General features: G+C 67.0%; 25 protein-coding genes and 1 tRNA gene. 18 read left to right on the top strand and 8 right to left on the bottom strand.

The annotated features are described in order from the left end of the window. Window positions 1-58: 58 nt before the first annotated feature. The gene (locus FHS94_RS11310; protein ID WP_246348550.1) at window positions 59-1,105 is read right to left on the bottom strand and encodes an SPOR domain-containing protein; all 1,047 of its coding nucleotides are present in this window, start codon (window positions 1,103-1,105) and stop codon (window positions 59-61) included. A 146-nt stretch (window positions 1,106-1,251) separates the two neighbouring features. Between FHS94_RS11310 and FHS94_RS11305 the strand changes: the two genes are divergently transcribed. The 3 genes from FHS94_RS11305 to FHS94_RS11295 are packed head-to-tail and all read left to right on the top strand — an operon-like array spanning window position 1,252 to window position 3,923. Next, the gene (locus FHS94_RS11305; RefSeq protein ID WP_184057833.1) at window positions 1,252-1,965 is read left to right on the top strand and encodes a ParA family protein; all 714 of its coding nucleotides are present in this window, start codon (window positions 1,252-1,254) and stop codon (window positions 1,963-1,965) included. Further along, window positions 1,965-2,591, top strand: a complete 627-nt coding sequence (locus FHS94_RS11300; protein WP_184057831.1) for a hypothetical protein — start codon at window positions 1,965-1,967, stop codon at window positions 2,589-2,591. Before FHS94_RS11305 ends, FHS94_RS11300 begins: the two co-directional genes overlap by 1 nt. A gap of 15 nt (window positions 2,592-2,606) precedes the next feature. Next, window positions 2,607-3,923: an SPOR domain-containing protein gene (locus FHS94_RS11295; protein ID WP_184057829.1), complete on the top strand. Its 1,317-nt coding sequence runs from the start codon at window positions 2,607-2,609 to the stop codon at window positions 3,921-3,923. A 3-nt stretch (window positions 3,924-3,926) separates the two neighbouring features. On the opposite strand, the gene FHS94_RS11290 is transcribed toward FHS94_RS11295, so the two are convergent. Both FHS94_RS11290 and FHS94_RS11285 read right to left on the bottom strand, forming a co-directional pair. Then, window positions 3,927-5,159 (bottom strand): dihydroorotase, encoded by a 1,233-nt coding sequence (locus FHS94_RS11290; protein ID WP_184057827.1) that lies wholly within the window; start codon window positions 5,157-5,159, stop codon window positions 3,927-3,929. Beyond that, complete coding sequence (locus tag FHS94_RS11285; RefSeq protein WP_184057825.1) at window positions 5,156-6,139, bottom strand: aspartate carbamoyltransferase catalytic subunit; 984 nt, start codon at window positions 6,137-6,139, stop codon at window positions 5,156-5,158. The genes FHS94_RS11290 and FHS94_RS11285 overlap by 4 nt, the downstream gene beginning before the upstream one ends. 164 nt (window positions 6,140-6,303) lie before the next feature. Here FHS94_RS11285 and FHS94_RS11280 point away from each other — a divergent pair, with 164 nt between their 5' ends. Beyond that, the gene (locus FHS94_RS11280) at window positions 6,304-6,747 is read left to right on the top strand and encodes a hypothetical protein (RefSeq protein ID WP_184057823.1); all 444 of its coding nucleotides are present in this window, start codon (window positions 6,304-6,306) and stop codon (window positions 6,745-6,747) included. On the opposite strand, the gene ruvX is transcribed toward FHS94_RS11280, so the two are convergent. Together ruvX and FHS94_RS11270 are read right to left on the bottom strand one after the other, a co-directional pair. Beyond that, on the bottom strand, window positions 6,744-7,208 hold the full coding sequence (ruvX, locus tag FHS94_RS11275) for a Holliday junction resolvase RuvX (protein ID WP_184057821.1): 465 nt from the start codon (window positions 7,206-7,208) through the stop codon (window positions 6,744-6,746). The genes FHS94_RS11280 and ruvX overlap by 4 nt on opposite strands. Next, window positions 7,205-8,311 (bottom strand): DUF3089 domain-containing protein, encoded by a 1,107-nt coding sequence (locus FHS94_RS11270; RefSeq protein ID WP_184057819.1) that lies wholly within the window; start codon window positions 8,309-8,311, stop codon window positions 7,205-7,207. The genes ruvX and FHS94_RS11270 overlap by 4 nt, the downstream gene beginning before the upstream one ends. A gap of 87 nt (window positions 8,312-8,398) precedes the next feature. Here FHS94_RS11270 and gatC point away from each other — a divergent pair, with 87 nt between their 5' ends. From gatC to FHS94_RS11235, 7 genes are all read left to right on the top strand, one after another. After that, window positions 8,399-8,686: an Asp-tRNA(Asn)/Glu-tRNA(Gln) amidotransferase subunit GatC gene (gatC, locus tag FHS94_RS11265; protein WP_184057817.1), complete on the top strand. Its 288-nt coding sequence runs from the start codon at window positions 8,399-8,401 to the stop codon at window positions 8,684-8,686. Then, entirely contained in the window at window positions 8,686-10,170 is a 1,485-nt protein-coding gene (gene gatA / locus FHS94_RS11260; RefSeq protein ID WP_184057815.1) for an Asp-tRNA(Asn)/Glu-tRNA(Gln) amidotransferase subunit GatA, read from the top strand. The genes gatC and gatA overlap by 1 nt, the downstream gene beginning before the upstream one ends. Next, window positions 10,161-10,580 (top strand): hypothetical protein, encoded by a 420-nt coding sequence (locus FHS94_RS11255; protein WP_184057813.1) that lies wholly within the window; start codon window positions 10,161-10,163, stop codon window positions 10,578-10,580. Before gatA ends, FHS94_RS11255 begins: the two co-directional genes overlap by 10 nt. Continuing rightward, on the top strand, window positions 10,577-12,040 hold the full coding sequence (gene gatB, locus FHS94_RS11250; protein ID WP_184057811.1) for an Asp-tRNA(Asn)/Glu-tRNA(Gln) amidotransferase subunit GatB: 1,464 nt from the start codon (window positions 10,577-10,579) through the stop codon (window positions 12,038-12,040). The genes FHS94_RS11255 and gatB overlap by 4 nt, the downstream gene beginning before the upstream one ends. A gap of 1 nt (window position 12,041) precedes the next feature. Beyond that, window positions 12,042-12,434: a GFA family protein gene (locus tag FHS94_RS11245; protein ID WP_184057809.1), complete on the top strand. Its 393-nt coding sequence runs from the start codon at window positions 12,042-12,044 to the stop codon at window positions 12,432-12,434. Next, the gene (locus FHS94_RS11240) at window positions 12,418-12,720 is read left to right on the top strand and encodes a barstar family protein (RefSeq protein ID WP_184057807.1); all 303 of its coding nucleotides are present in this window, start codon (window positions 12,418-12,420) and stop codon (window positions 12,718-12,720) included. The genes FHS94_RS11245 and FHS94_RS11240 overlap by 17 nt, the downstream gene beginning before the upstream one ends. A gap of 110 nt (window positions 12,721-12,830) precedes the next feature. Continuing rightward, window positions 12,831-13,514 (top strand): peptidylprolyl isomerase, encoded by a 684-nt coding sequence (locus tag FHS94_RS11235; protein WP_184058001.1) that lies wholly within the window; start codon window positions 12,831-12,833, stop codon window positions 13,512-13,514. Window positions 13,515-13,606: 92 nt separating this feature from the next. Here FHS94_RS11235 and FHS94_RS11230 read toward each other — a convergent pair whose 3' ends face one another. Beyond that, window positions 13,607-13,804, bottom strand: a complete 198-nt coding sequence (locus FHS94_RS11230; RefSeq protein ID WP_184057805.1) for a hypothetical protein — start codon at window positions 13,802-13,804, stop codon at window positions 13,607-13,609. 3 nt (window positions 13,805-13,807) lie between these two features. Continuing rightward, entirely contained in the window at window positions 13,808-13,969 is a 162-nt protein-coding gene (locus tag FHS94_RS11225) for a hypothetical protein (protein ID WP_184057803.1), read from the bottom strand. Window positions 13,970-14,089: 120 nt separating this feature from the next. On the opposite strand from FHS94_RS11225, the gene FHS94_RS11220 reads away from it, so the two are divergent. The 3 genes from FHS94_RS11220 to FHS94_RS11210 all read left to right on the top strand — a co-directional run bounded on the left by FHS94_RS11220 (window position 14,090) and on the right by FHS94_RS11210 (window position 17,116). Then, window positions 14,090-14,174, top strand: a tRNA-Leu gene (locus tag FHS94_RS11220). Window positions 14,175-14,231: 57 nt separating this feature from the next. Continuing rightward, complete coding sequence (tig, locus tag FHS94_RS11215) at window positions 14,232-16,007, top strand: trigger factor (RefSeq protein ID WP_184057801.1); 1,776 nt, start codon at window positions 14,232-14,234, stop codon at window positions 16,005-16,007. 128 nt (window positions 16,008-16,135) lie between these two features. Further along, a complete protein-coding gene (locus FHS94_RS11210) occupies window positions 16,136-17,116 on the top strand; it encodes a glycosyltransferase family 2 protein (protein WP_184057799.1) in 981 nt (326 codons plus the stop codon). Here FHS94_RS11210 and FHS94_RS11205 read toward each other — a convergent pair. After that, complete coding sequence (locus FHS94_RS11205) at window positions 17,113-17,250, bottom strand: hypothetical protein (RefSeq protein ID WP_184057797.1); 138 nt, start codon at window positions 17,248-17,250, stop codon at window positions 17,113-17,115. The genes FHS94_RS11210 and FHS94_RS11205 overlap by 4 nt on opposite strands. Between FHS94_RS11205 and FHS94_RS11200 the strand changes: the two genes are divergently transcribed. From FHS94_RS11200 to FHS94_RS11185, 4 genes are all read left to right on the top strand, one after another. Continuing rightward, window positions 17,249-17,938, top strand: coding sequence for an ATP-dependent Clp protease proteolytic subunit (locus tag FHS94_RS11200; protein ID WP_184057795.1), 690 nt, complete (start codon window positions 17,249-17,251; stop codon window positions 17,936-17,938). The genes FHS94_RS11205 and FHS94_RS11200 overlap by 2 nt on opposite strands. 107 nt (window positions 17,939-18,045) lie before the next feature. Further along, window positions 18,046-19,317, top strand: a complete 1,272-nt coding sequence (gene clpX / locus FHS94_RS11195; protein ID WP_184057794.1) for an ATP-dependent Clp protease ATP-binding subunit ClpX — start codon at window positions 18,046-18,048, stop codon at window positions 19,315-19,317. 16 nt (window positions 19,318-19,333) lie between these two features. Then, entirely contained in the window at window positions 19,334-19,819 is a 486-nt protein-coding gene (locus FHS94_RS11190) for a CPBP family glutamic-type intramembrane protease (RefSeq protein ID WP_184057791.1), read from the top strand. After that, a complete protein-coding gene (locus tag FHS94_RS11185) occupies window positions 19,816-20,412 on the top strand; it encodes a GNAT family N-acetyltransferase (protein ID WP_343055254.1) in 597 nt (198 codons plus the stop codon). Before FHS94_RS11190 ends, FHS94_RS11185 begins: the two co-directional genes overlap by 4 nt. Window positions 20,413-20,444: the final 32 nt, after the last annotated feature.

The raw sequence follows: 20,444 nt of genomic DNA, 5'->3' as shown, positions 1-20,444 counted from the left end.
GGCGTAATCGTTCAGCGGCCGATGAAGGCCGGAAACGCCAGCTCGCCCGTCCCGACCCCTATCGAGTGACGATGCAGCTGACCCCCGCCACCCGGCAGGCGCGCTGAGCGTCCGCCGCGCTGGCAAAGGCGCCACCAACCAGCCGGGTAAAGGCGCCGGCCTTGGTGAAGGATGGGGTGCCGCCGATCTTTCCGCCAACGCGCGCCCATAGCTCGCGCGCATTGCTCGCGTCCTTGAACGCGCCAAGCTGGACCCGATAGCGCCCGGTCGTTGCCGGTGCCGCCTTCGGCACGGGCTTTGCGACAAGCTTTGCGGGCGTGGGCTTGGCCAAGACCGGCTTGGGAGCGGGCACGAGTCGTTCGACCCGTGCCGCCGCGACTACGGGCGCTTCTTTCTCGACCGGCGGCTTGGTGGCCGGCTTGCGACCGCGCGGCGCAGGTGCGGATGCGGCGGCTGCCTGGACCGGTCGTGGGGCGTCGCTGCCGACCACGGTGCGGCCAACGACGGCGTCGGCCACCGCTTGCTGCTCGGCGGCATAGCGTTGTGCCAGTGCCGTGCCCTTTTCGCGATCGGCCGGCGAGATATAGCCGTCCATCTGCGCCAGCGTCTCGGAGGCCGATTTCAGCCCGGCACCACTCGCCCGCGTCATCAAGGCATAAGCACGCGGCACGTCGCGCGGCACTCCGTCGCCGTTGAACAACATGGTGCCGAGCACCAGCTGCGTGCGCGGCTCTCCGCGAGCGACGGACTTCTCCAGCCATGGCACCGCATCGGCTTTCCGCCCCGACTGATAGAGCGCCAGCCCGTAATTGTCCTCCGCCTGCGGATGTTTCTGCAGTGCGGCCTTGCGGAACCAGCTTTCCGCCAGCGCCGGGTCGACCGGCACGCCACGGCCGAGCTTATATGCCTGGCCCAGGTTGAACTGTGCATCGGCGTCCCCCGCGACCGCCGGTCCGCGCCATTCCTCGACGGCGGTGCGGTAGTCGCCCTTGGCCCAGGCATCGACCCCGGTCTTAACGTCAGCCCCAGCGGGAGAAGCCCAGACCAACGCCGGCGCCGTCCCGACCAGCGCCGCCACCATGCCCCACACCATCGCTTGCCGCATCGTCTACCCCGGTCCGCTTTCCAGTCTTCACCATGGCGCAAATCGCGAACGTGGCAAAGGGCACAGCGCCGTCGCCCGGACGGCATTAACCGCTTCTTATCGACCCCCATGCGATCCCGACGGTGAAGAAGGAGATCAGGGGGCATATGCGCATCCTCGCATTGGCATCGCAGAAGGGCGGATCGGGCAAAACCACGTTGTCCGGGCACCTCGCGGTGCAGGCGCAGCTGGCTGGACAAGGGCCGGTGGTGCTGATCGACATTGATCCCCAGGGCAGTCTTGCCGACTGGTGGAATGAGCGTGATGCGGAATATCCCGCTTTCGCCCAGACCACTGTCGCACGGCTCGCGGCGGATCTGGAGGTGCTGCGCCAGCAGGGCTTCAAGCTGGCGATGATCGACACGCCGCCAGCCATCACCATGGCGATCCAAAGCGTGATCCAGGTCGCCGAACTGGTGGTGGTGCCAACCCGTCCCAGCCCGCACGACCTGCGCGCCGTGGGTGCCACGGTCGACCTGTGCGACCGCGCCGGCAAGCCGTTGATCTTTGTGGTCAACGCCGCCACGCCCAAGGCGCGCATCACCTCCGAAGCGGCAGTCGCCTTGTCGCAGCATGGCACGGTGGCGCCGATCACCATTCACCAGCGCACCGATTTTGCGGCGTCGATGATCGACGGCCGCACGGTCATGGAAGTCGATCCGAACGGTAAGTCCGCCGCCGAAGTCGCTGCGCTGTGGACCTATATCTATGACCGGCTGGAGAAGAATTTCCGCCGGACCGTGTTCTCCGTTCCCGCGGCTCCGCCGGGGTTCGGCCAGCGACCGGGTGCCGCCGGCTTCGGCCGGAGGGTGATGGGCTGATGTTCGCCGCGTCCAAGCCCCTGGCATCGCTGTCGTCTGGACTGCTCGCCCGCAAGGGGCAGGCACGGCCCGCGATGCGACCGCAGGGCTTTGCCTCGCTCGCCGGCATGGCCGCGCCGCTGGAGGATCTGGGCTGGAACGACATGGGACAGGCCGAAGCAGCGCCTGCGCCGGTCGTTGCGCCGGAAGCCGCCCAGCCTGAACCACGGCCTGAACCGCGGCCTGAACCGCAGCCTGCGCCGGTAATCCCCGTGTCCGAAGCCGTGCTGGCTCCCATCGAACCGGTATCGCCGCCTCCCGTACTCGCCGAACGTGAGGCGCTGCGTGAGGAGATCGAGGGCGCACCTGCTGCCATTGAGGCGCCCCGGGTCGAACGGCCGGTGTCGGTTGCGACTGCCACGCGCCTGGCTCGCGAATCGGCCCAGCAGACCCGCAAGAGTGGCAAGGCCGCCTTTACTCTCCGCCTTGATGCTGAGCGGCACCTGCGCCTGCGCCTCGCGAGCGCGCTGACCGGGCGGTCGGCACAGCAACTCGTAACCGGCGCCGTGGACGTGCTGATCGCCGAGATGCCGGAGGTCGAAATGCTGGTCGCGCAGTTGCCGGCGCTCAAGAAGTCCAGCCGTTAAGTTGGGGAAATCACGATGAACTCGCGTCTTCTGGTGATAGGCAGCTTGTCTGCGCTGATGCTCGGCGGCTCCGTGGTGGGCTGCACGGCGGGGAGCGGCGGCGGCATTGCGTCGGCCGGTAGCACCAAGGTCCGGGCCAATCCTTCGAGCGATGCGGCCAAGGCAACCAAGGCGCTGGCGCGGCGCGATGCGCTCGGCGCCGTCGGCTTTGCAGAAAGCGCGGTTGCGGCTGCACCGCGCGATGCCGGCTATCGCCTGCTGCTTGGGCAAAGCTATCTTCAGGCGGGCCGTTTCGCGTCCGCTCGCACCACCTTTGCCGACGCGCTGCAACTAAACCCCGGCGATGCCAAGGCGGCGCTGAACCTGGCGCTGTCGCAGATCGCGACCGGCGACTGGGGAGCGGCGCGTGACACGCTGACCCGCAACGCAGCCGTGATCCCTGCGGCCGATCGTGGATTGGCCTTTGCGCTGGCCGGCGACCCGGCCAGCGGCGCCACGCTGCTGACGCGGGTGGTGCGATCGCCCGAAACGTCGGTCAAGGCACGCCAGAACCTGGCCCTTGTGCTTGCGATGGGCGGCCAATGGGCCGGCGCGCGCGTGGTCGCGTCCGCCGATATGTCGCCTGCCGATGTCGATGCTCGCCTGGCGCAATGGGCTGAGTTCGTACAGCCGCGGGGAGCGTCCGATCAGGTCGCGAGCCTGCTGGGCGTCCGGGTCAGCGACGATACCGGCCAGCCGGTCGCCCTGGCGCTCAACGCCCCGGTCCAGATCGCCCAGGCGGTGCAGGGCGTTGACGTGGTCAAGGCGCCCGCCCTGGTCGCAGCGCCTGCCGCCGCCCCGCCAAGCGAGCCGGCCCTGGTGCCGATCGCGGTCGCGGCAGCTGTCGTGGCGCCGTCACAGCATCCGACCATTCAGTTCGGTCCGCGTAGCGAGGTCGTGCAAGCGATACCCACATCGCTGATCCGCCCCGGCTACTCACCGACCAAGGTCGTGCTGGGTCGCGAGCTCGCGTCCGCAGCGACACCCGCGCGATCGGGGACGTGGTTCGTTCAGATCGGCGCGTTCGATTCGCCGGGCGTCGCGCGTGACGCGTGGGGCCGGGCCACCCGCCGCATGCCAGCTCTCGCCGCGCATGGGCCGAGCAGCGCCACCATCCGCGCCCGTGGCAGCCAGTTCTATCGCTTGTCGGTGGGCGGGTTCGCCCGGGACGAGGCGGATGACCTGTGTCGCCGTTACCGCAACATCGGCGGCACCTGCTTTGTTCGTTCGGCCGCCGGCGACCAGATGGCGCAATGGGTGCGCAGTGGCGGGATCCAGCTCGCCTCTCGCTGACGTTCAGGCGGCGGGCGCGCCGATCTCGCGTCCGCCCTTCCACAGCCGCAGCACGCGGCCCTGTACGGGCAGCCCGTCGAACGGCGTGTTGCCGGCGCTGGCGACCAGGCGTTCCGCCTCGATGCGCCAGGGCGCGCCTTCGTCGAACAGTATCAGGTCCGCAGGCATGCCGGGGGCCAGCGTGCCCGCATCGACGTTCAACAGCCGTGCCGGGTTGAGCGCCAGCAGCGCAAACAGCCGGTCGAGCCCGACCAGTCCATCGCGCACCAGCGCCAGCGCCAGCGGCAGCAGCGTTTCCGCCCCCGCCATGCCCGGCGCCGCGTCGGCAAAGGGCAGCCGCTTGTCTTCGGCGCCGCGCGGGTCATGGCCCGAACAGATCACGTCCACCGTGCCGTCCCGCACCGCTTCACGCGCCGCCTGCCGGTCCGCTTCGTCGCGAAGGGGCGGGGACAGGTGGGCGAAGGTGCGAAAATCACTCATGGCCAGGTCGGACAGGTGCAGATGGCCAGGGGTGATACCGCAGGTCACCTGAACGCCGCGCCGCTTGGCTGCTCGAATCAGCTCGAACGCCGCCGCCGTGGTGACCTGACGCAGATGTAACCGTGCGCCGGTTTCCTCGGCCAGCAACAGGTCGCGCGCAACCGCCAGCACCTCTGCCAGGGCAGGGGCGGCGGGCAGGCCCAGCCGGGTCGCCGTCTCCCCCTCCGTCGCGACCGCGCCGCGGGAGAGGCCGCCGTCCTCGGCGTGCGCGACGACCGCCAGGTCGAGGTCGCGCGCATAAAGCAGCACCCGGCGCATCACCGCCGAATCGGCGATCCAGCCACGGCCCGTGCCGACCGCCCTGGCGCCGGCAGAAGCGCAGATCGCCATCTCCGCCAGGTCCGTGCCCGCCAGTCCGCGAGTCGCGGCCGCGATCGGGTGGATCCACAGGTCCGGCTTGCCGATCAGCGCGGATCGCTGAACGATGCCCGGCTCGTCGAGCACAGGCACTGTGTCCGGCATCAGTGCAACTCTGGCGATCCCGCCGGCGCGAAAGGCGGCGCGGTCGATGCGGAACACGCCCAGGTCCACCAGCGCCGGTGCCAGCGTGCGGCCATTGCAATTGATTGAAATGCTGTCTGCCGGCGCCTCGTCTGCCGTTCCGAGGATCCGGTCACCCTCCACCAGCAACGTACCTTGGCGGACGCCGCCCACAGGGCAGACCAGCCGTGCATTGGTGAAGGCAAGGCGGCTCATGCCCAACCCTCCACGCCGCGCGCGCGCCGGGTCAGCACGTCCAGGCACGCCATCCGCACCGCGACGCCCATTTCAACCTGTTCGGTGATCGCCGACTGGGCACCATCCGCCACTGCCGAATCGATCTCCACGCCGCGATTCATGGGGCCGGGATGCATGACCAGCGCGTCCGGGATGCGGGCCAGCCGCTCCGGCGTCAGGCCATAGCGAAGGCGGAACTCACGGCTCGACGGGATATAGCCGCCGTCCATCCGCTCATTCTGGACGCGCAGCATCATCACCACATCCGCGTCCGTGATCGCCTGGTCGAAGTCGGTAAAGGGCGTCACGAACATCCGGTCCATGGCGGGCGGCATCAACGTGGAGGGAGCGCAAACCCGAACATCCGCCGCCAACGCGGTCAGCGCCAGGATATTTGATCGCGCGACCCGGCTGTGCAGGATGTCGCCACAGATCACCACCCGCTGCCCCGCGACGCTTCCCCGCCGCCGCCGAATGGCCAGCGCGTCGAGCAGGGCCTGAGTCGGATGTTCGTGCCGCCCGTCGCCCGCGTTGAGCACGGGGCAGTCCACCTTGTCTGCGATCAGCCGCACCGCGCCCGAGCTCATGTGGCGAATGACAATCACGTCCGCGCGCATCGCGTTCAGCGTCTGCGCGGTGTCGATCAGCGTTTCGCCCTTTTTCACGCTCGACTGGGCGGCATGCATGTTGACCACGTCCGCCCCCAGCCGCTTGCCCGCGATCTCGAAGCTCAGCAGCGTTCGGGTCGAATTCTCGAAAAAAGCGTTGATCTGGGTCAGGCCGTCGAGCCGCTTGTCGGGCTTGGCGTGGCGCCGGTTGGCTTCGACCCAATTCTCCGCTTCGTCGAGCAGGAATGTGATCTCGTGCGGCTGCAGCCCCTCAATGCCGGTAAGGTGCCGATGCGGGAACACGGCCCCGCCCGGGATCAGCGAAGCGGGGCGATGATCGGACGGCGCCATGGCCGCGCCGGGTAGCGCGACTGTGGCGCACGCTCAAGCCGGGTGCGGCGGAACTGGTCGCTTTGCTTGTCGTTACGGAGTTTGAACAGTTTCGGAGGCGTAACTTGCCGGTTGTTCGTGGAAACAGGCAGGCACGTTTATGGGCGTGCGCAGGGGTTCTTGCCGTGACGGGGGTCGGCTCCGGCGTCGCGGTCGCGTCGTTGACCGTGGGGCAGGTCGATCCGGTTTACCGCAGCCTGGTATCCGACGACCACTGGCCAGTGAGCCCGCCCCAGGCACGACCGGCTTTCCCGGACGAACCGGCCGTTGCTTCTCTTTCCTCCATGCCGGGTTCCGGGCCGGGGCTCCCTTATGTCGAGTCGCCGCCGGCGTACCGCACCGCTGCTGACGCCGTCCCGGCGCTTTCCTCGGCCGACCAACTGGCGAAAGAATCGCGCCAGTGGGAAGCTCGCTGGGACAAGGAATACCGAACCCGGCAGGCCTCGATCGAGCAACCCTCGCCGACTTCCGAGGCCGACGTCGAACCTGATCCGGAGCTAGAGGCGGTGAACGCCGTCACCCCGCCCGAAGTGCCCGACGCCGCTTTGCAGCCAGCGCCGCTGTCCTAGGGCTTCACCGACACCAGCGCGTCGATCGCGCCTTGCAGGATCACGGCGGCGGCGTGGTTGTCGATCCGTTCGGCGCGCTTCGCCCGGCTCATGTCCTGCGCGATCAGGGCGCGTTCGGCCTCTACCGTCGACCAGCGTTCATCCCACAGCAGGATCGGGGCCATGTCCGCGCAGTTGCGGGCAAAGGCTCTGCTCGACTGGGAGCGCGGGCTCTGGCTGCCATCCAAGTTGAGCGGCAGTCCGATGACCAGTCCGACAACATGCTGCGCGCGCATCAGCTCGGCCAGTTTGGCCTTGTCGGCGGTGAACTTGGTCCGCTTCACCAGCACGGCAGGACTGGCGAAGCTCCACCCGGCATCGCACAGCGCGGTGCCGATCGTGCGTGTCCCCACATCCAGCCCGATCAGTCGCCCGCCTTCGGGCAGCGCCGCTCGGAACTCGGCTGCGTCCTGCGTGATCATCGCCGTTCGAAGCTCGCGAGCCGCCGCTCGGCGTCGGCTCGAATGTTCGCCCAGAACAGACTGTAATCATAAACATGATAGTTGTTGCCGGGCAGGACATAAGGCCCGACCTCCGGCCCTTCGCCGATCAACAGCAGACCGCGCCCCTCGCACCGTGCCGGCACGCGCCCTGCGACCAGGCTGGCATCGGTCAGGGCACCGTTCGGGATCAGCGTGCCAAGGTTCGCCGTTGCCGGTGCAGTCGCGTCGGGCGTTCCCGTCAGCGGGTTGGTGCATACCATGGGGGTGTCGCGGCGTGCCTGGCCGTTGAAGCCGGTGGTCGCGTCATAGGTGTCGAAGATCAGCGACGGGTCGGCCGGCTCGGCAAAACTCTGCCAGGACAACAGGCACCCCGCCTGATCGGCCGCGCGACATTCGGGCAGGCCCAACGCTGCAAGGTCGGTGGTGCGCGACACCGGCCAGCCCACGACATAAGCGGCCACCACGCGGCGGGCGAGGGGCTTGCCCGCAACGCGTTCCCGCAACAGGCGTGTCAGGTGCAGCGCACCCTGGCTGTGCCCGGCGAGGATGATGGGCGTGTTCTTGGGCACCTCGGCCACGAAGTCGTCGAACGCGGTCAGCACATCACCGTACGCCAGTGCCAACGCCCGGTTCGCGTCCGCTGCGCTGGTCAGGAAAGCGCCAAAGGTCGCCTGACGATAACGTGGCGCCCAGACATCTCCCACCTCGTTGAACGCGCTGGCCTGTCCCCGCAGGAAGATAGCTGCCCGCGCGTTGGTCTCCGGATCGTTGAGCGTCGCATTCCAATGATCGCGGCCGATATAGGATGTCGGATGGATGAAGAAGACCGCCGCGCGCGGCTTGCCTGCCGCAGTCTGCCCGGCGGGAGTCCAGCGGGTTGGATCGTTGGAAAGGCCAGGCCGCGCAAACCACATCCTCGGATCGCGATAGGCACTTTCCTGCACCGCAGCCTGCTCTCGAAACGCTTCGGCCGGGACGAGATAGGTTCGCAGCAACTGATTACCGAACAGTCGGTACGCCACGGCGGCGGCGAGCACGAGCGCGATCAGCACCACGATCACGTAGAGAAATTTGCGGGCCATCGCCGCTCGCCCTGCCGCACCGCCGCGCGTAAGGGAAGGGGCAGGCAATGGTTGCACGCAGAGCAGGCAGGCGGTAGCCGCACACCCATGTCCGTAGACACGAAAACCGTCAAAAAGGTCGCGAGCCTCGCCCGCATCGCGATCTCCGATGATGATGCCGAGCGCCTGGCGCCCGAGCTTAGCCAGATCCTTGGCTGGATCGAGCAACTGGGGGAGGTCGACACCAGCGGGGTCGAACCGATGACCGCGGTGATCCCCAACAGCCTGCGCCTGCGCGACGACGTCGTCACCGACGGCGGCATCCGCGACGCGCTGATGATCAACGCACCCCAGGCAGAGCATGGCTTTTTCACCGTGCCCAAGGTGATCGAATAATGACCGACCTGACCGACCTTGGTATCAAGCAGATCCGCGACGGCGTGCGCGCGGGCAGCTTCTCTGCCGTCGATGTTGCCGACGCGTTCACCGCAAAGGTGAGCCGCGCCAAGGCCTTGAACGCCTTTCTGGTGGAAACGCCTGAGCATGCGTTGGCGGCCGCCCGTGCCGCCGACGCCGCGCGTGCCGCCGGTGAAACATTGAAGCCGCTTGCTGGCGTGCCGATCGGCATGAAGGATCTGTTCTGCACCAACGGTGTCACCACGACGGCGGCCAGCAGCATTCTGGGCGGGTTCACGCCGCCCTACGAATCGACGGTGTCACAGAATTTGTGGGATGCGGGCGCCGGCATGTTGGGCAAACTCAACATGGACCAGTTCGCCATGGGCTCGTCGAACGAGACCAGCGCGTTCGGCAACGTGATCTCGCCCTGGCGGCGTGCAGACGGCAGCAACGCTCCGTTGGCGCCCGGCGGTTCGTCCGGCGGCTCTTCGGCAGCAGTTGCGGCGCGGCTTTGCCCGGGCGCGACGGGCACCGACACCGGCGGCTCAATCCGCCAGCCCGCGGCATTCACGGGCATCAGCGGCATCAAGCCGACCTATGGTCGCTGCTCGCGCTGGGGTACCATCGCCTTCGCCTCCAGCCTGGACCAGGCCGGGCCGATGGCGCGGGACGTTACCGACTGCGCGATCATGCTCGAGGCGATGGCCGGCTTCGACAAAAAGGACGCGACCTCGCTCCAGCTCGACGTGCCTGGCTGGGAGCGCGGCTTGTCGAGCGATCTGAAGGGGAAGCGGGTCGGTATTCCCAAGGAATATCGGGTCGACAACATGCCCGCGGAGATCGAGGCGTTGTGGCAGCAGGGCATCGACTGGCTCCGCGACGCGGGCGCGGAGATCGTCGAGGTATCGCTGCCGCACACCAAATACGCGTTACCCGCATATTACATCATCGCGCCGGCGGAGGCCTCGTCCAACCTCGCCCGCTATGACGGCGTTCGCTACGGTCTTCGCGACCTGCCGGATGGTGCCGGGCTGCAGGACATGTACGCCGCGACCCGCGCCGATGGTTTCGGGACGGAGGTGAAGCGCCGCATCATGATCGGCACCTATGTGCTCTCCGCCGGCTTCTACGACGCCTATTACACGCAGGCGCAAAAGGTCCGGACGTTGATTGCGCGCGATTTCGAGCGGGCCTGGGCGAGCTGCGACGTGCTGCTCACCCCCACGGCGCCTTCCGCCGCGTTTGCGCTGGGCGAAAAGTCGGCCGACCCGATCGCGATGTACCTCAACGACGTGTTCACTGTGCCGTCCTCGCTTGCCGGGCTGCCGGCGATGAGCGTGCCGGGCGGGCTGGACGCTAATGGCTTGCCACTGGGGCTTCAGATCATCGGCCGATCGCTGGATGAGCAAGGGGTGCTGAACGCCGGCCTTGCGATCGAGGAGCGCGCCGGGTTTGCTGCTCGGCCGGAAGCATGGTGGTAACCGACGCTCGATTTCGGACCCGCAACACCCAGGTGCTGCGGGAAGCGCAGAACGCCCTCAACGTGGCGTTTGGCGCGATCCTGAGCGCATATGTCGGCAATTCACTGGCCGAAATCGACAACAGGCCGTTCGACCATGCGGCGCTGGCCCGCTTCTTCATAGCAGTAGCGCTGTTCATTCTAGGGCTTTGCGTCGGCAACAGCGTGCTGCTGCGGGGCGAGTTTCGCCTCGGCGGCGGTTTCCTGGTCCTGGCGCTCGTGTCGGCCATGTGGGCGCATCATGTCGGCCGCGGGCTGGGGTTCGAGGTCGTCGTGCTTCGGCTGCTGACGGGCTGCTGGGTCGGCGCGCTGATCGGCAGCAACGCGGTGCTGACCGCGATCAACTATCTTCATCATCGGAACGTCAAATGAGCGACTACCGTATCCAGGGTGCGACGGGCGAGTGGGAGGTCGTGATCGGCCTGGAGGTCCACGCCCAGGTCACGAGCAACGCCAAGCTCTTCTCCGGCGCCGCGACCGCCTTCGGCGCGGAGCCTAACACCCAGGTCAGTCTGGTCGACGCGGCCATGCCCGGCATGTTGCCCGTGCCCAACCGTGAGTGCATCCGCCAGGCGGTACGCACCGGCATGGCGATCGGTGCGGAGATCAACCGCTGGTCGCGCTTCGACCGCAAGAACTACTTCTACGCCGACCTGCCGCAGGGCTACCAGATCAGCCAGCTCTACCACCCGCTGGTGGGCGAGGGATCGGTCGAGGTTGCGCCTGACGAGAAAAACCCGGACGCGACCAAGGTGATCGGGGTCGAGCGCATCCATGTCGAGCAGGATGCGGGCAAGCTGATGCACGATCAGCACCCGACACGCTCCTATGTCGACCTTAATCGTTCGGGCGTCGCATTGATGGAGATCGTCAGCCGGCCCGACATGCGTTCGCCAGCAGAAGCAGGGGCTTACCTTCGAAAGCTGCGTGCCATACTCCGCTATGTCGGGTCATGCGACGGCAACATGGAGGAAGGTTCCATGCGTGCCGACGTGAACGTCAGCGTCCGCCGCCCCGGCGACGAGTTCGGCACGCGCACTGAAACCAAGAATGTGAACTCGGTCCGGTTCGTCATGCAGGCGATCGAGCATGAGGCGAACCGTCAGGTCGACGTGCTGGAGGCGGGCGGCAAGATCGTCCAGGAGACCCGCCTGTTCAACCCGGACACGGGCACGACGCGATCGATGCGGTCCAAGGAAGACGCGCACGACTATCGCTATTTCCCGGATCCCGACCTGTTGCCGCTCGAACTGGACGAGGCGTTTCTCGACGACTGCCGCGCAAGCCTGCCCGAACTGCCCGACGCCAAGCGCAAGCGGTATGAGGATGCGGGAATAACCCCTTACAATGCAGGCGTTTTGACCGCGGAGGTCGAGACCGCGCGCTGGTTCGACACGCTGCTTTCCGCGGGCGCCGCTCCGGTGCAGGCATCGAACTGGGTCGCCTCCGAGCTGTTCGGCGCTCTCAACCGCCTGGGCAAGGGCATCGAGGAGAGCCCCGTTGGCCCGGAACAGGCGGCAGAGCTGCTCGCGCTGGTAGCCGATGGCACCCTGTCGGGCAGCCTTGCCAAGCAGGTGTTCGAGATCATGCTCGACACCGGCAAGGCGCCGGGCGCGATCGTGGAGGAACGGGGGCTCAAGCAGACCAGCGACACCGGCGCGATCGAGGCGGTAATCGCGGATGTGCTGGCCAAGAATCCCGGCCAGTTGGAGCAGTATCGCGGCGGCAAGGTCGCGCTGTTCGGCTTCTTCGTCGGCCAGACCATGAAGGCGATGGGCGGCAAGGCCAATCCGGCCGTCGTCAACGACTTGCTGAAGAAGGCGCTCGGCTGAGATGGAGCGGGTCGCCAGCTGTCGCTGTGGGCAGCTGACGGCGACCTGCCGGGGCGAACCGGCGCGCGTGTCGGTTTGCCATTGCCGCGACTGCCAGGCCCGGACAGGCAGCGCGTTCGGCGCACAGGCTCGTTTCCCGATCGACGACGTGACCTTTGCGGGTGAGTGGCGGTCCTGGGATCGCACCACGGACGAGGGTAACACAGGGTACGACCGCTGGTGCCCCGTCTGCGGCACCACGATCGCGTACGGCAGCGATGGCTACCCCGATTCGATCGCGCTGTCCTTGTCCGCCTTTGCTGATGAGATGCCGGCCCCGACCATCTCCGTGTACGAGGAACGCCGGCGGCCCTGGGTTCAGATCACCGGCACGGAGGTTGAGCATCAGCACTGAAGCCGTTCAGCGGATCGACTTCGATGCGAGCCGCTGGACGGGCAGGGCCGACTTCTATGCTGCACTGCTGCCCAGGCTTGGCGCGCCTGAATGGGTCGGCGGCAACCTTGACGCGCTGTTCGACAGCTTTGCGGGCAACAACACACTGGCGCCGCCCTATGATGTCGTCGTGCATGGCTTGAAGGCAATGCCGCCGGCCGAACTCGCCTATATACGCCGTGCCGAGCAGGTCTTTGCCGACGCGCGCGCCGAGTTTGGCCATTGGGTGAGCCTTCGCTTCGAGTAGCTGCCGTGCGGGCCGGCCATTGCCCAACGGCGCGGGGCAGGCGACAAAGAAGGCGCCGGCGTTCGCCCGGCACAGGTAAAGCGCGTGGGAGATGAGCGATGCTGTTGACGATGCTGCTGGAGGTGCTGGCCATCACGGGACAGGTGCAAGCCCCGCCATCTGTTCCTTCGCCCGCTGCGGCTCCAGCCCCGGCTGCCCCCGCCTCCGCAACACCCGCCGCCCCGCCAGTGCCCGCCGCCGCGCCGAGTCCCTCAGGCCCGCCGCTACCCCGCGTCGCGCTCGATACCAGTGCGGGGCGAATCGTGATCGAGGCGGACACGAAGCACGCCCCGATCAGCGCGGGCAACTTCCTGCGCTATGTGGATCAGAAGCGGCTGGATGGCCTGACCTTCTACCGTGACGTCAAGGTGCAGGCGAACTTCGGCTTTGTGCAGTTCGGGCCAAATGGCGACCCGAAGCGCTCGCTGCCGCCCATCAAGCACGAACCGACGACCAGGACGGGGCTGAAGCACCTGTCGGGCACGATTTCCACCGCCCGGCTCGCGCCCGGTACGGCACGGGGCGAGTTCACCATCTCGGTCGGCGATCAGCCCGGCCTGGATGCCGACCCGACCAAGCCGGGTGACAATCTGGGCTATGCGGCTTTCGGCCGTGTCGTGGAGGGGATGGACGTGGTGACCAGGATCCTGGACGCACCCGTTTCCCCAACGGCCACCCTGCGCGGATCGTTCAAGGGCGAGGTGCCCGTTGCGCCGGTGAAGATCGTGACGGCACGGCGCGTGAAGCCGTCCTGATCGGCGGGCGCATCATGCCCCGGCTGGGGTAGCGCAAGGCCGGCATGATACTCGATCGTCACCCCGACTGCAGGGGTGACGATCGCACGTGCTTATTGCTGCGTCAGGTCCTGGTTCTTGACCACGCCTCCGGTGCCGCTGTTGCCGTCGAATTCTCCGGCGTCGGTGAACATCGCGGGCTCGCCACCGCCTTCGCCGCGGTTCACGGCGTCAGAGCGCGCCTCCACCTCCTGCTGAATGTCGGGACGGTCGTCTTCGCGGTCGGGCTGGTTGGGATCGGTGCTGGGCATGGGTCAGATCTCCGCAGGTTGGCTGGTGCCCGGGTCGCTGGGCGAGATGCCGGGGGAGGGCTGGTCGAAGTCGGGGCCGGTCGGCGAAATCTCTGGCGGCGGCGAATCCGGCTGGACCGGCTGGGACGACGGGGTGGGGCTTTCGGGGGGAGGCTGGGTAGCCATGAATGCGTCTCCTTCGCCCCTTTCAACGTCCCGCGCGCCTCCCGGTTGCCCTTTTATGAGCGCCGCTTGCTCCTGACGCATGGGCTGGTATAGACGCCCGCCCAACGGCGGGTCCAAGATGCGGGCGTGGCGGAACTGGTAGACGCAGCAGGTTTAGGTCCTGCCATCGCAAGATGTGGGGGTTCGAGTCCCTTCGCCCGCACCAGTCCGCCGTCGGCAGGCGGACGCCACCACAGGATTTTTCTCTGATCAAAGGCCGATCATGCAGACTGTCGAGACGTTGAACGAGGGGCTGAAGCGCGCCTACACGCTGACCATCACCGCCGCCGAGGTCGACGCCAAGGTCGATGCCGAGGTGAAGCGGGTTGCGCCGCAGGTGCGCATGCCCGGTTTCCGCCCGGGCAAGGTTCCCGTCAACCTCGTGCGCAAGATGCACGGCGAGGCTTTGGCCGCGGACGCGCTGAACTCCGCGATCCAGCAGGGCGTGCAGGACCTGATGCAGCAGAACGCGCTGCGTCCGGCGATGCAGCCGTCGGTAGCGCTGGAAGACGGCTATGAGCGCGGCAAGGACGCCGTGGTCACCGTTTCGCTGGAAGTGCTGCCCCAGGTGCCCGCGCCCGCGATCGACAACCTGACGCTTGAGCGCCTGACCGTGCCGGTGGCCGACGCGCAGGTGGACGAGCAACTGCAGAAGTTCGCTGATCAGTCCAAGAGCTGGGATGATGCCGGCGACAAGGCGGCCGAGCAGGGCGACCTCGTCACCGTCGATTTTGTCGGCAAGACCGCTGACGGCGTCGCGTTCGACGGTGGCACCGGCACCGACATGGCCGTGGAAATCGGCTCGGGCCGCCTGATCCCCGGCTTCGAGGAGCAGATGGTCGGCCTGAAGGCTGGCGACGAGAAGCAGATCTCCGTCACCTTCCCGACCGAGTACCAGGCCAAGGAGCTGGCCGGCCAGCCCGCCACCTTTGACCTCACCGTCAAGTCGGTGAAGACCGCGGGCGAGAGCCAGATCGACGACCAGCTCGCCAAGAATCTGGGCCTTGAGAGCCTGGAGCAGCTGCGGGGCCTGTTGCGCGGCCAGATCGAGCAGGAGCTGAACGGCCTCACCCGCACCCACATGAAGCGCAAGCTGCTCGACCAGCTCGCCGAGGGTCACGATTTCGAAGTGCCACCCTCGATGGTGGAGGCCGAGTTCAGCCAGATCTGGCAGCAGCTCGAGCATGAAGCGACCCATGAGGCCGATCCCGCCAAGGCGATGGCCGACATGGAGTCCGAGCGCGAGGACTACCGCAAGATCGCCGAGCGCCGCGTGCGCCTGGGCCTGCTCCTGTCCGAGATCGGCCAGGCCAATGGCGTCGAGGTCACCAGTCAGGAGATGAACCGCCTGATCGCGCAGGCTGCGCAGCAGTATGGCACCGAAGACCGCCAGCGCTTCATCCAGTACATCCAGCAGGAGCCGATGGCTGCCGCCCAGCTGCGCGCGCCGCTGTATGAGGACAAGGTCGTCGACTTCCTGTTCGGCAAGGCAACGATCACCGACCGCGAAACCACCCGCGAGGAGCTGGAAAGCGCGATCGAGAGCGAAGACGGCTTCGCGACCGGCACTCACGTCCACAACCATGATCACGATCATGACCATGACCACGCCGGGCATGACCATGACCACGACCACGATCATTCCGGTCACGATCATGGACACGACCACGACCACGCCCATACCGCGCCGGTCGAGGCCGCCGCGACCGCGGCCGAGGTGAACAGCGACGCGGCGCCTGCTGCTGAGCCCGCCAAGGCTGTCAAGGCGAAGAAGGCTGCAAAGCCGGTCGCCAAGGACCAGAACGCCGGCGCCGAGGTCGAGCCGGCTGCGGACGCCCAGCCCAAGAAGCCGCGCGCCAAGAAGGCTGCCCCGGTGACCGAAGAAACTCAGGTGCTTGAGTCGTCGCCGGTCGCTGCTGAAGCTGCGGAGGGCACCAGCGCCGCCGACGCTTCCGCCAAGAAGCCGCGCGCGAAGAAGGCCAAAGCGACTGAAGCCTGATCGGACAGCCGCCCCCGTTTACCTGGACGGGGGCGGCCGCCAGTGGCCGTTTGACCAGGATCGGTGCGCCATGAGTGCGCCCGAGTTTGAGCATCGATTGCTAACCGTTCCGGGCTAGGATCACCGGCATGACCCCGCGCATCGCCGTTCTGCTGCCCTGCTACAATGAAGAAGCGGCCATCGCCCAGACGGTGGCGGCATTCGGCGCCGCACTTCCGGGCGCCACCCTTTACGTCTACGACAACAACAGCGCTGACCGCACGGTGGAGATCGCCGCGGCGGCGGGCGCGATTGTCCGGCGCGAACGGGTGCAGGGCAAGGGCGCGGTCGTGCGCCGCATGTTCGCAGACGTCGATGCCGACGTGTATGTCATGGCCGATGGCGACGCGACCTATGACGCGGCCAGCGCGCCCGCAATGGTGGACCGACTGCTGGGCGAGCAGCTCGACATGGTCGTAGGCTGCCGGGTAAGCCAGGCGACTACGGCTTATCGGCGTGGTCATGTGTTCGGCAACAAATTGCTGACCGGCATGCTCGCCCGCCTGTTCGGCCGCAGCTTTTCCGACATCCTGTCCGGCTATCGCGTGTTTTCGCGCAGGTTTGTCAAAAGCTATCCCGCGCTGTCGACCGGCTTCGAAATCGAAACCGACATCTCCGTCCATGCGCTCGAGCTCAGGATGCCGGTAGGCGAGGTGGAGACACCATATTTCGAGCGGCCGGAGGGTTCGGCATCAAAGCTGTCGACCTATCGCGACGGGTGGCGGATCACGCGCACCATCCTGACGCTGTACCGGATCGAGCGACCGTTGCTGTTCTTTGGCGCGATCGGTGGCGCGTTGGCGCTGTTGGCGGTGCTGCTCGCGATCCCGCTGGTGCTGACCTATGTCGAGACCGGCCTGGTGCCCCGTTTCCCGACCGCGATCGGCGCAACGGGGTTGGTGATCCTGGCGGCGCTGTGCCTGTTCTCGGGACTGATCCTCGACACGGTGGTGCGCGGCCGACGCGAAGTGCGCAGGCTGGCCTACCTCCAGCTACCGGCGCCTGCGCCGACCCGCGCAGGGGCGAAGGAGAACGACCAGGGTGCGGCTGCGCTGCGGTCAGTGCCCTAGAAGGGTGCCGCGGAGTCGCCGCCCAGCATCGGCCGTGAGGCGCGCCCGCTAAGGCGAGCTGCAAGGCGGGGCTTGAAGTCACCCAACGCCCGCGCGACATAGGGGTTCTTCAGGGCATAAGAGAGTTCATCCATGCACAATCCGTTCGAGACCGGCGACTTCGCGGCACCGCTTGCCCAGGCCGGGATCGGTCTCGTCCCGTCGCAGTCCAGCCTCGTTCCCATCGTGATCGAGCAGTCGAACCGTGGCGAGCGTTCCTTTGACATCTTCTCGCGCCTGCTTCGTGAGCGCATCGTGTTCGTCACCGGCGGCGTCGAGGACGGCATGGCCTCGCTGATCACCGCGCAGCTGCTCTTCCTCGAGTCCGAGAACCCGAAGAAGGACATCTTCATGTACATTAACTCGCCGGGCGGTGTCGTCACGGCGGGCATGGCGATCCACGATACCATGCAGTACATCCGCCCGCGCGTCGGCACGGTGTGCATCGGCCAGGCCGCGTCGATGGGCAGCTTCCTGCTTTCCGCCGGTGAGCCGGGGATGCGCGTCGCGCTGACCAACAGCCGGATCATGATCCACCAGCCGTCGGGCGGGGCACAGGGTATGGCTGCGGACATCGAGATCCAGGCGCGGGAAATCCTGCGCATGCGTCACGACCTAAACACGCTTTATGCGAAGTACACGGGTAAGCCGCTTGAAGAGATCGAGCGCGCGATGGACCGTGACAAGTTCATGAGCGCCGAGGATGCCCGCCAGTTCGGGCTGATCGACGAGGTGTTCGACAAGCGTCCGGCACCTGCGGACGACGTCGCCGCGGCGGCTTGAGCCGTCGGGACGCCCGGTCGCAGCGTTTCGTGATTGTGATTTGCGTAACGGCCGGGCTACGATGCCCGGCCCACAAGCGGGGATCCCCCGCACAAAGGATGGTTTGAATGCCGAACAAGCTGACCGGCGGCGACTCCAAGAGCACCCTGTATTGCTCCTTCTGCGGCAAGTCGCAGCATGAGGTCCGCAAGCTGATTGCGGGGCCGACCGTGTTCATCTGCGATGAGTGCGTCGAACTGTGCAACGACATCATCCGCGAGGAAACCAAGTCCGCGCTGGTGTCCAAGAAGGACGGCGGCGTTCCGACCCCGCAGGAAATCTGCAACGTCCTGGACGATTATGTGATCGGCCAAAGGCGGGCCAAGCGCGTGCTCTCGGTGGCCGTCCATAACCACTACAAGCGCCTCAACCACGGCGCCAAGGGTGCGGACGTCGAGCTGTCGAAGAGCAACATCCTGCTCGTCGGCCCGACCGGTTGCGGCAAGACGTTGCTGGCGCAGACGCTGGCCCGCATCCTCGACGTGCCCTTCACCATGGCGGACGCCACCACGCTGACCGAGGCCGGTTACGTGGGCGAGGACGTCGAGAACATCATCCTGAAGCTGCTCCAGGCCTCTGACTACAATGTCGAGCGGGCGCAGCGCGGCATCGTGTACATCGACGAGATCGACAAGATCAGCCGCAAGGCGGAGAACCCGTCGATCACGCGCGACGTGTCGGGTGAGGGCGTCCAGCAGGCGCTGCTAAAGCTGATGGAAGGCACCACCGCTTCCGTGCCGCCGCAGGGTGGCCGCAAGCATCCGCAGCAGGAGTTCCTGCAGGTCGACACGACCAACATCCTGTTCATCTGCGGCGGCGCGTTCAGCGGCCTTGAAAAGATCATCGGCGACCGGCTTCAGGGCAAGTCGATCGGTTTCGGTGCCTATGTCGCGGCTCCCGAGGAGAAGCGGACGGGCGAGGTGTTGCGCCAGACCGAGCCTGAGGATCTGCTGAAGTTCGGCCTGATCCCCGAGTTCGTTGGCCGTTTGCCGGTGATCGCGACGCTGGAGGACCTCGACACGGACGCATTGGTCAAGATCCTGACCGAGCCGAAGAACGCGCTGGTGAAGCAGTATCAGAAGCTGTTCGACATGGAGCAGGTGCATCTCGGCTTTACCGACGATGCGCTGGTGACGGTCGCCAAGAAGGGTATCGAGCGCAAGACTGGCGCCCGTGGCCTTCGCTCCATCCTGGAAGGCATCCTGCTCGACACCATGTTTGACCTGCCCGGCATGGACGGGGTGGATGAGGTGATGGTCGACAAGGACGTGGTGGAGGGCCGTCGCGAGCCCATCCGGGTCTATGCCGAAAAGAAGAAGGGTGGCGAGGCGGCTGCCTGACACATAACGCCCGGGCATGAACACTGCTTCTTCCCGGGCGACCGACCTTCTCTTCACGCCGCGGCGCTGGGTCCTTTACGTCCTGGTTGCCGCGGCGTTGTCGTTGGCAGGTGCCATCCCGCTTGCCGCGCTGGCGCGATTGCTGTTCCCCGAGGCGCCGGCCCCTGACCTGGGCGGGGGCAGCGTGTCGGCGGGCACGCTGGTCGTGCTGATCGCGATCGTCTCTCCGGTCATCGAAACGCTGCTGATGAGCGGGCCGGTCTTGCTGCTCAATCGGCTGGGCGGCCGTTGGGTCGCGGTGGTCGGCAGCGCGATGTTGTGGGGCGTTCTCCACAGCCTGCTCGCCCCCACCTGGGGTGTCGCGATCTGGTGGCCGTTCCTGATCTTCTCTACCGCGTTCCTGACCTGGCGCGAGAAGGGATACTGGATCGGCATCGCGACAGCGGCGACGATCCACCTGCTCAACAATGTCGGTCCTGCCCTGTTGATCGCGCGAGGGTGAGCGAGGTGCGCGTCGCCGCCGGGGCCGACCGCGCGCCGGTGACGCAGATGCTCTCGCGCGCCTTTGCCGACGATCCGGCGATGAGCTTCATCTTTCCAGATCCCGCCGATCGCGCCCGGCGCTTGCCCCGGCTGTTCGCGCTGCTGTTCGACAGCGACCGCGCCACGGGCATGCGGCTGGTGACGGCGGGCGGGGAGGCGGCAACGCTGTGGCGTGGGCCGGGTCGCGTTCATACCGGCCGGCTTGAGATGCTGCGCAACGCCGTACCGATGCTCGCGGCCTTTGGCCGGGCGCTGCCCCGCGCGCTGGCGCTCTCGGACGCGATCGGGGCGCATATGCCATCGGGCGACTTCTGGTACCTTCACGTCGCGGGCTGCGATCCGGTGGCGCAGGGCAAGAGGCTGGGCGGTGCAGCGGTGCGGGCAGGGCTTACCCGTGCAGCGGGGCGGACGCCATGCTATCTCGAGACCGCGACGGAGGCGAACCTGGGCTTCTACGCCGGGCTGGGCTTCGAAGTGACGCGCGAGTGGCTCGTGCCAAACGGTGGCCCGCGCTTCTGGTCGATGCTCCGCTCGCCCGACCGGAACTCTTAACGTCTCGTCAACCAACTCCTGCCAAGCTGCAC

This window comes from Sphingomonas aerophila (assembly GCF_014199305.1).
In the GTDB taxonomy this organism is placed as follows: domain Bacteria; phylum Pseudomonadota; class Alphaproteobacteria; order Sphingomonadales; family Sphingomonadaceae; genus Sphingomonas; species Sphingomonas aerophila.
Note: the sequence above shows the minus strand (reverse complement) of the source record. Positions and strands in the feature narration are given on the sequence as shown.

Bases quoted from the DNA above. Each gene is read 5' to 3' on its own strand.
- FHS94_RS11310 (WP_246348550.1), bottom strand. From the start codon at position 1,105: ATGCGGCAAGCGATGGTGTGGGGCATGGTGGCGGCGCTGGTCGGGACG.
- FHS94_RS11305 (WP_184057833.1), top strand. From the start codon at position 1,252: ATGCGCATCCTCGCATTGGCATCGCAGAAGGGCGGATCGGGCAAAACC.
- FHS94_RS11300 (WP_184057831.1), top strand. From the start codon at position 1,965: ATGTTCGCCGCGTCCAAGCCCCTGGCATCGCTGTCGTCTGGACTGCTC.
- FHS94_RS11295 (WP_184057829.1), top strand. From the start codon at position 2,607: ATGAACTCGCGTCTTCTGGTGATAGGCAGCTTGTCTGCGCTGATGCTC.
- FHS94_RS11290 (WP_184057827.1), bottom strand. From the start codon at position 5,159: ATGAGCCGCCTTGCCTTCACCAATGCACGGCTGGTCTGCCCTGTGGGC.
- FHS94_RS11285 (WP_184057825.1), bottom strand. From the start codon at position 6,139: ATGGCGCCGTCCGATCATCGCCCCGCTTCGCTGATCCCGGGCGGGGCC.
- ruvX (WP_184057821.1), bottom strand. From the start codon at position 7,208: ATGATCACGCAGGACGCAGCCGAGTTCCGAGCGGCGCTGCCCGAAGGC.
- FHS94_RS11270 (WP_184057819.1), bottom strand. From the start codon at position 8,311: ATGGCCCGCAAATTTCTCTACGTGATCGTGGTGCTGATCGCGCTCGTG.
- gatC (WP_184057817.1), top strand. From the start codon at position 8,399: ATGTCCGTAGACACGAAAACCGTCAAAAAGGTCGCGAGCCTCGCCCGC.
- gatA (WP_184057815.1), top strand. From the start codon at position 8,686: ATGACCGACCTGACCGACCTTGGTATCAAGCAGATCCGCGACGGCGTG.
- FHS94_RS11255 (WP_184057813.1), top strand. From the start codon at position 10,161: ATGGTGGTAACCGACGCTCGATTTCGGACCCGCAACACCCAGGTGCTG.
- gatB (WP_184057811.1), top strand. From the start codon at position 10,577: ATGAGCGACTACCGTATCCAGGGTGCGACGGGCGAGTGGGAGGTCGTG.
- FHS94_RS11245 (WP_184057809.1), top strand. From the start codon at position 12,042: ATGGAGCGGGTCGCCAGCTGTCGCTGTGGGCAGCTGACGGCGACCTGC.
- FHS94_RS11235 (WP_184058001.1), top strand. From the start codon at position 12,831: ATGCTGCTGGAGGTGCTGGCCATCACGGGACAGGTGCAAGCCCCGCCA.
- FHS94_RS11230 (WP_184057805.1), bottom strand. From the start codon at position 13,804: ATGCCCAGCACCGATCCCAACCAGCCCGACCGCGAAGACGACCGTCCC.
- FHS94_RS11225 (WP_184057803.1), bottom strand. From the start codon at position 13,969: ATGGCTACCCAGCCTCCCCCCGAAAGCCCCACCCCGTCGTCCCAGCCG.
- tig (WP_184057801.1), top strand. From the start codon at position 14,232: ATGCAGACTGTCGAGACGTTGAACGAGGGGCTGAAGCGCGCCTACACG.
- FHS94_RS11210 (WP_184057799.1), top strand. From the start codon at position 16,136: ATGACCCCGCGCATCGCCGTTCTGCTGCCCTGCTACAATGAAGAAGCG.
- FHS94_RS11200 (WP_184057795.1), top strand. From the start codon at position 17,249: ATGCACAATCCGTTCGAGACCGGCGACTTCGCGGCACCGCTTGCCCAG.
- FHS94_RS11205 (WP_184057797.1), bottom strand. From the start codon at position 17,250: ATGGATGAACTCTCTTATGCCCTGAAGAACCCCTATGTCGCGCGGGCG.
- clpX (WP_184057794.1), top strand. From the start codon at position 18,046: ATGCCGAACAAGCTGACCGGCGGCGACTCCAAGAGCACCCTGTATTGC.
- FHS94_RS11190 (WP_184057791.1), top strand. From the start codon at position 19,334: ATGAACACTGCTTCTTCCCGGGCGACCGACCTTCTCTTCACGCCGCGG.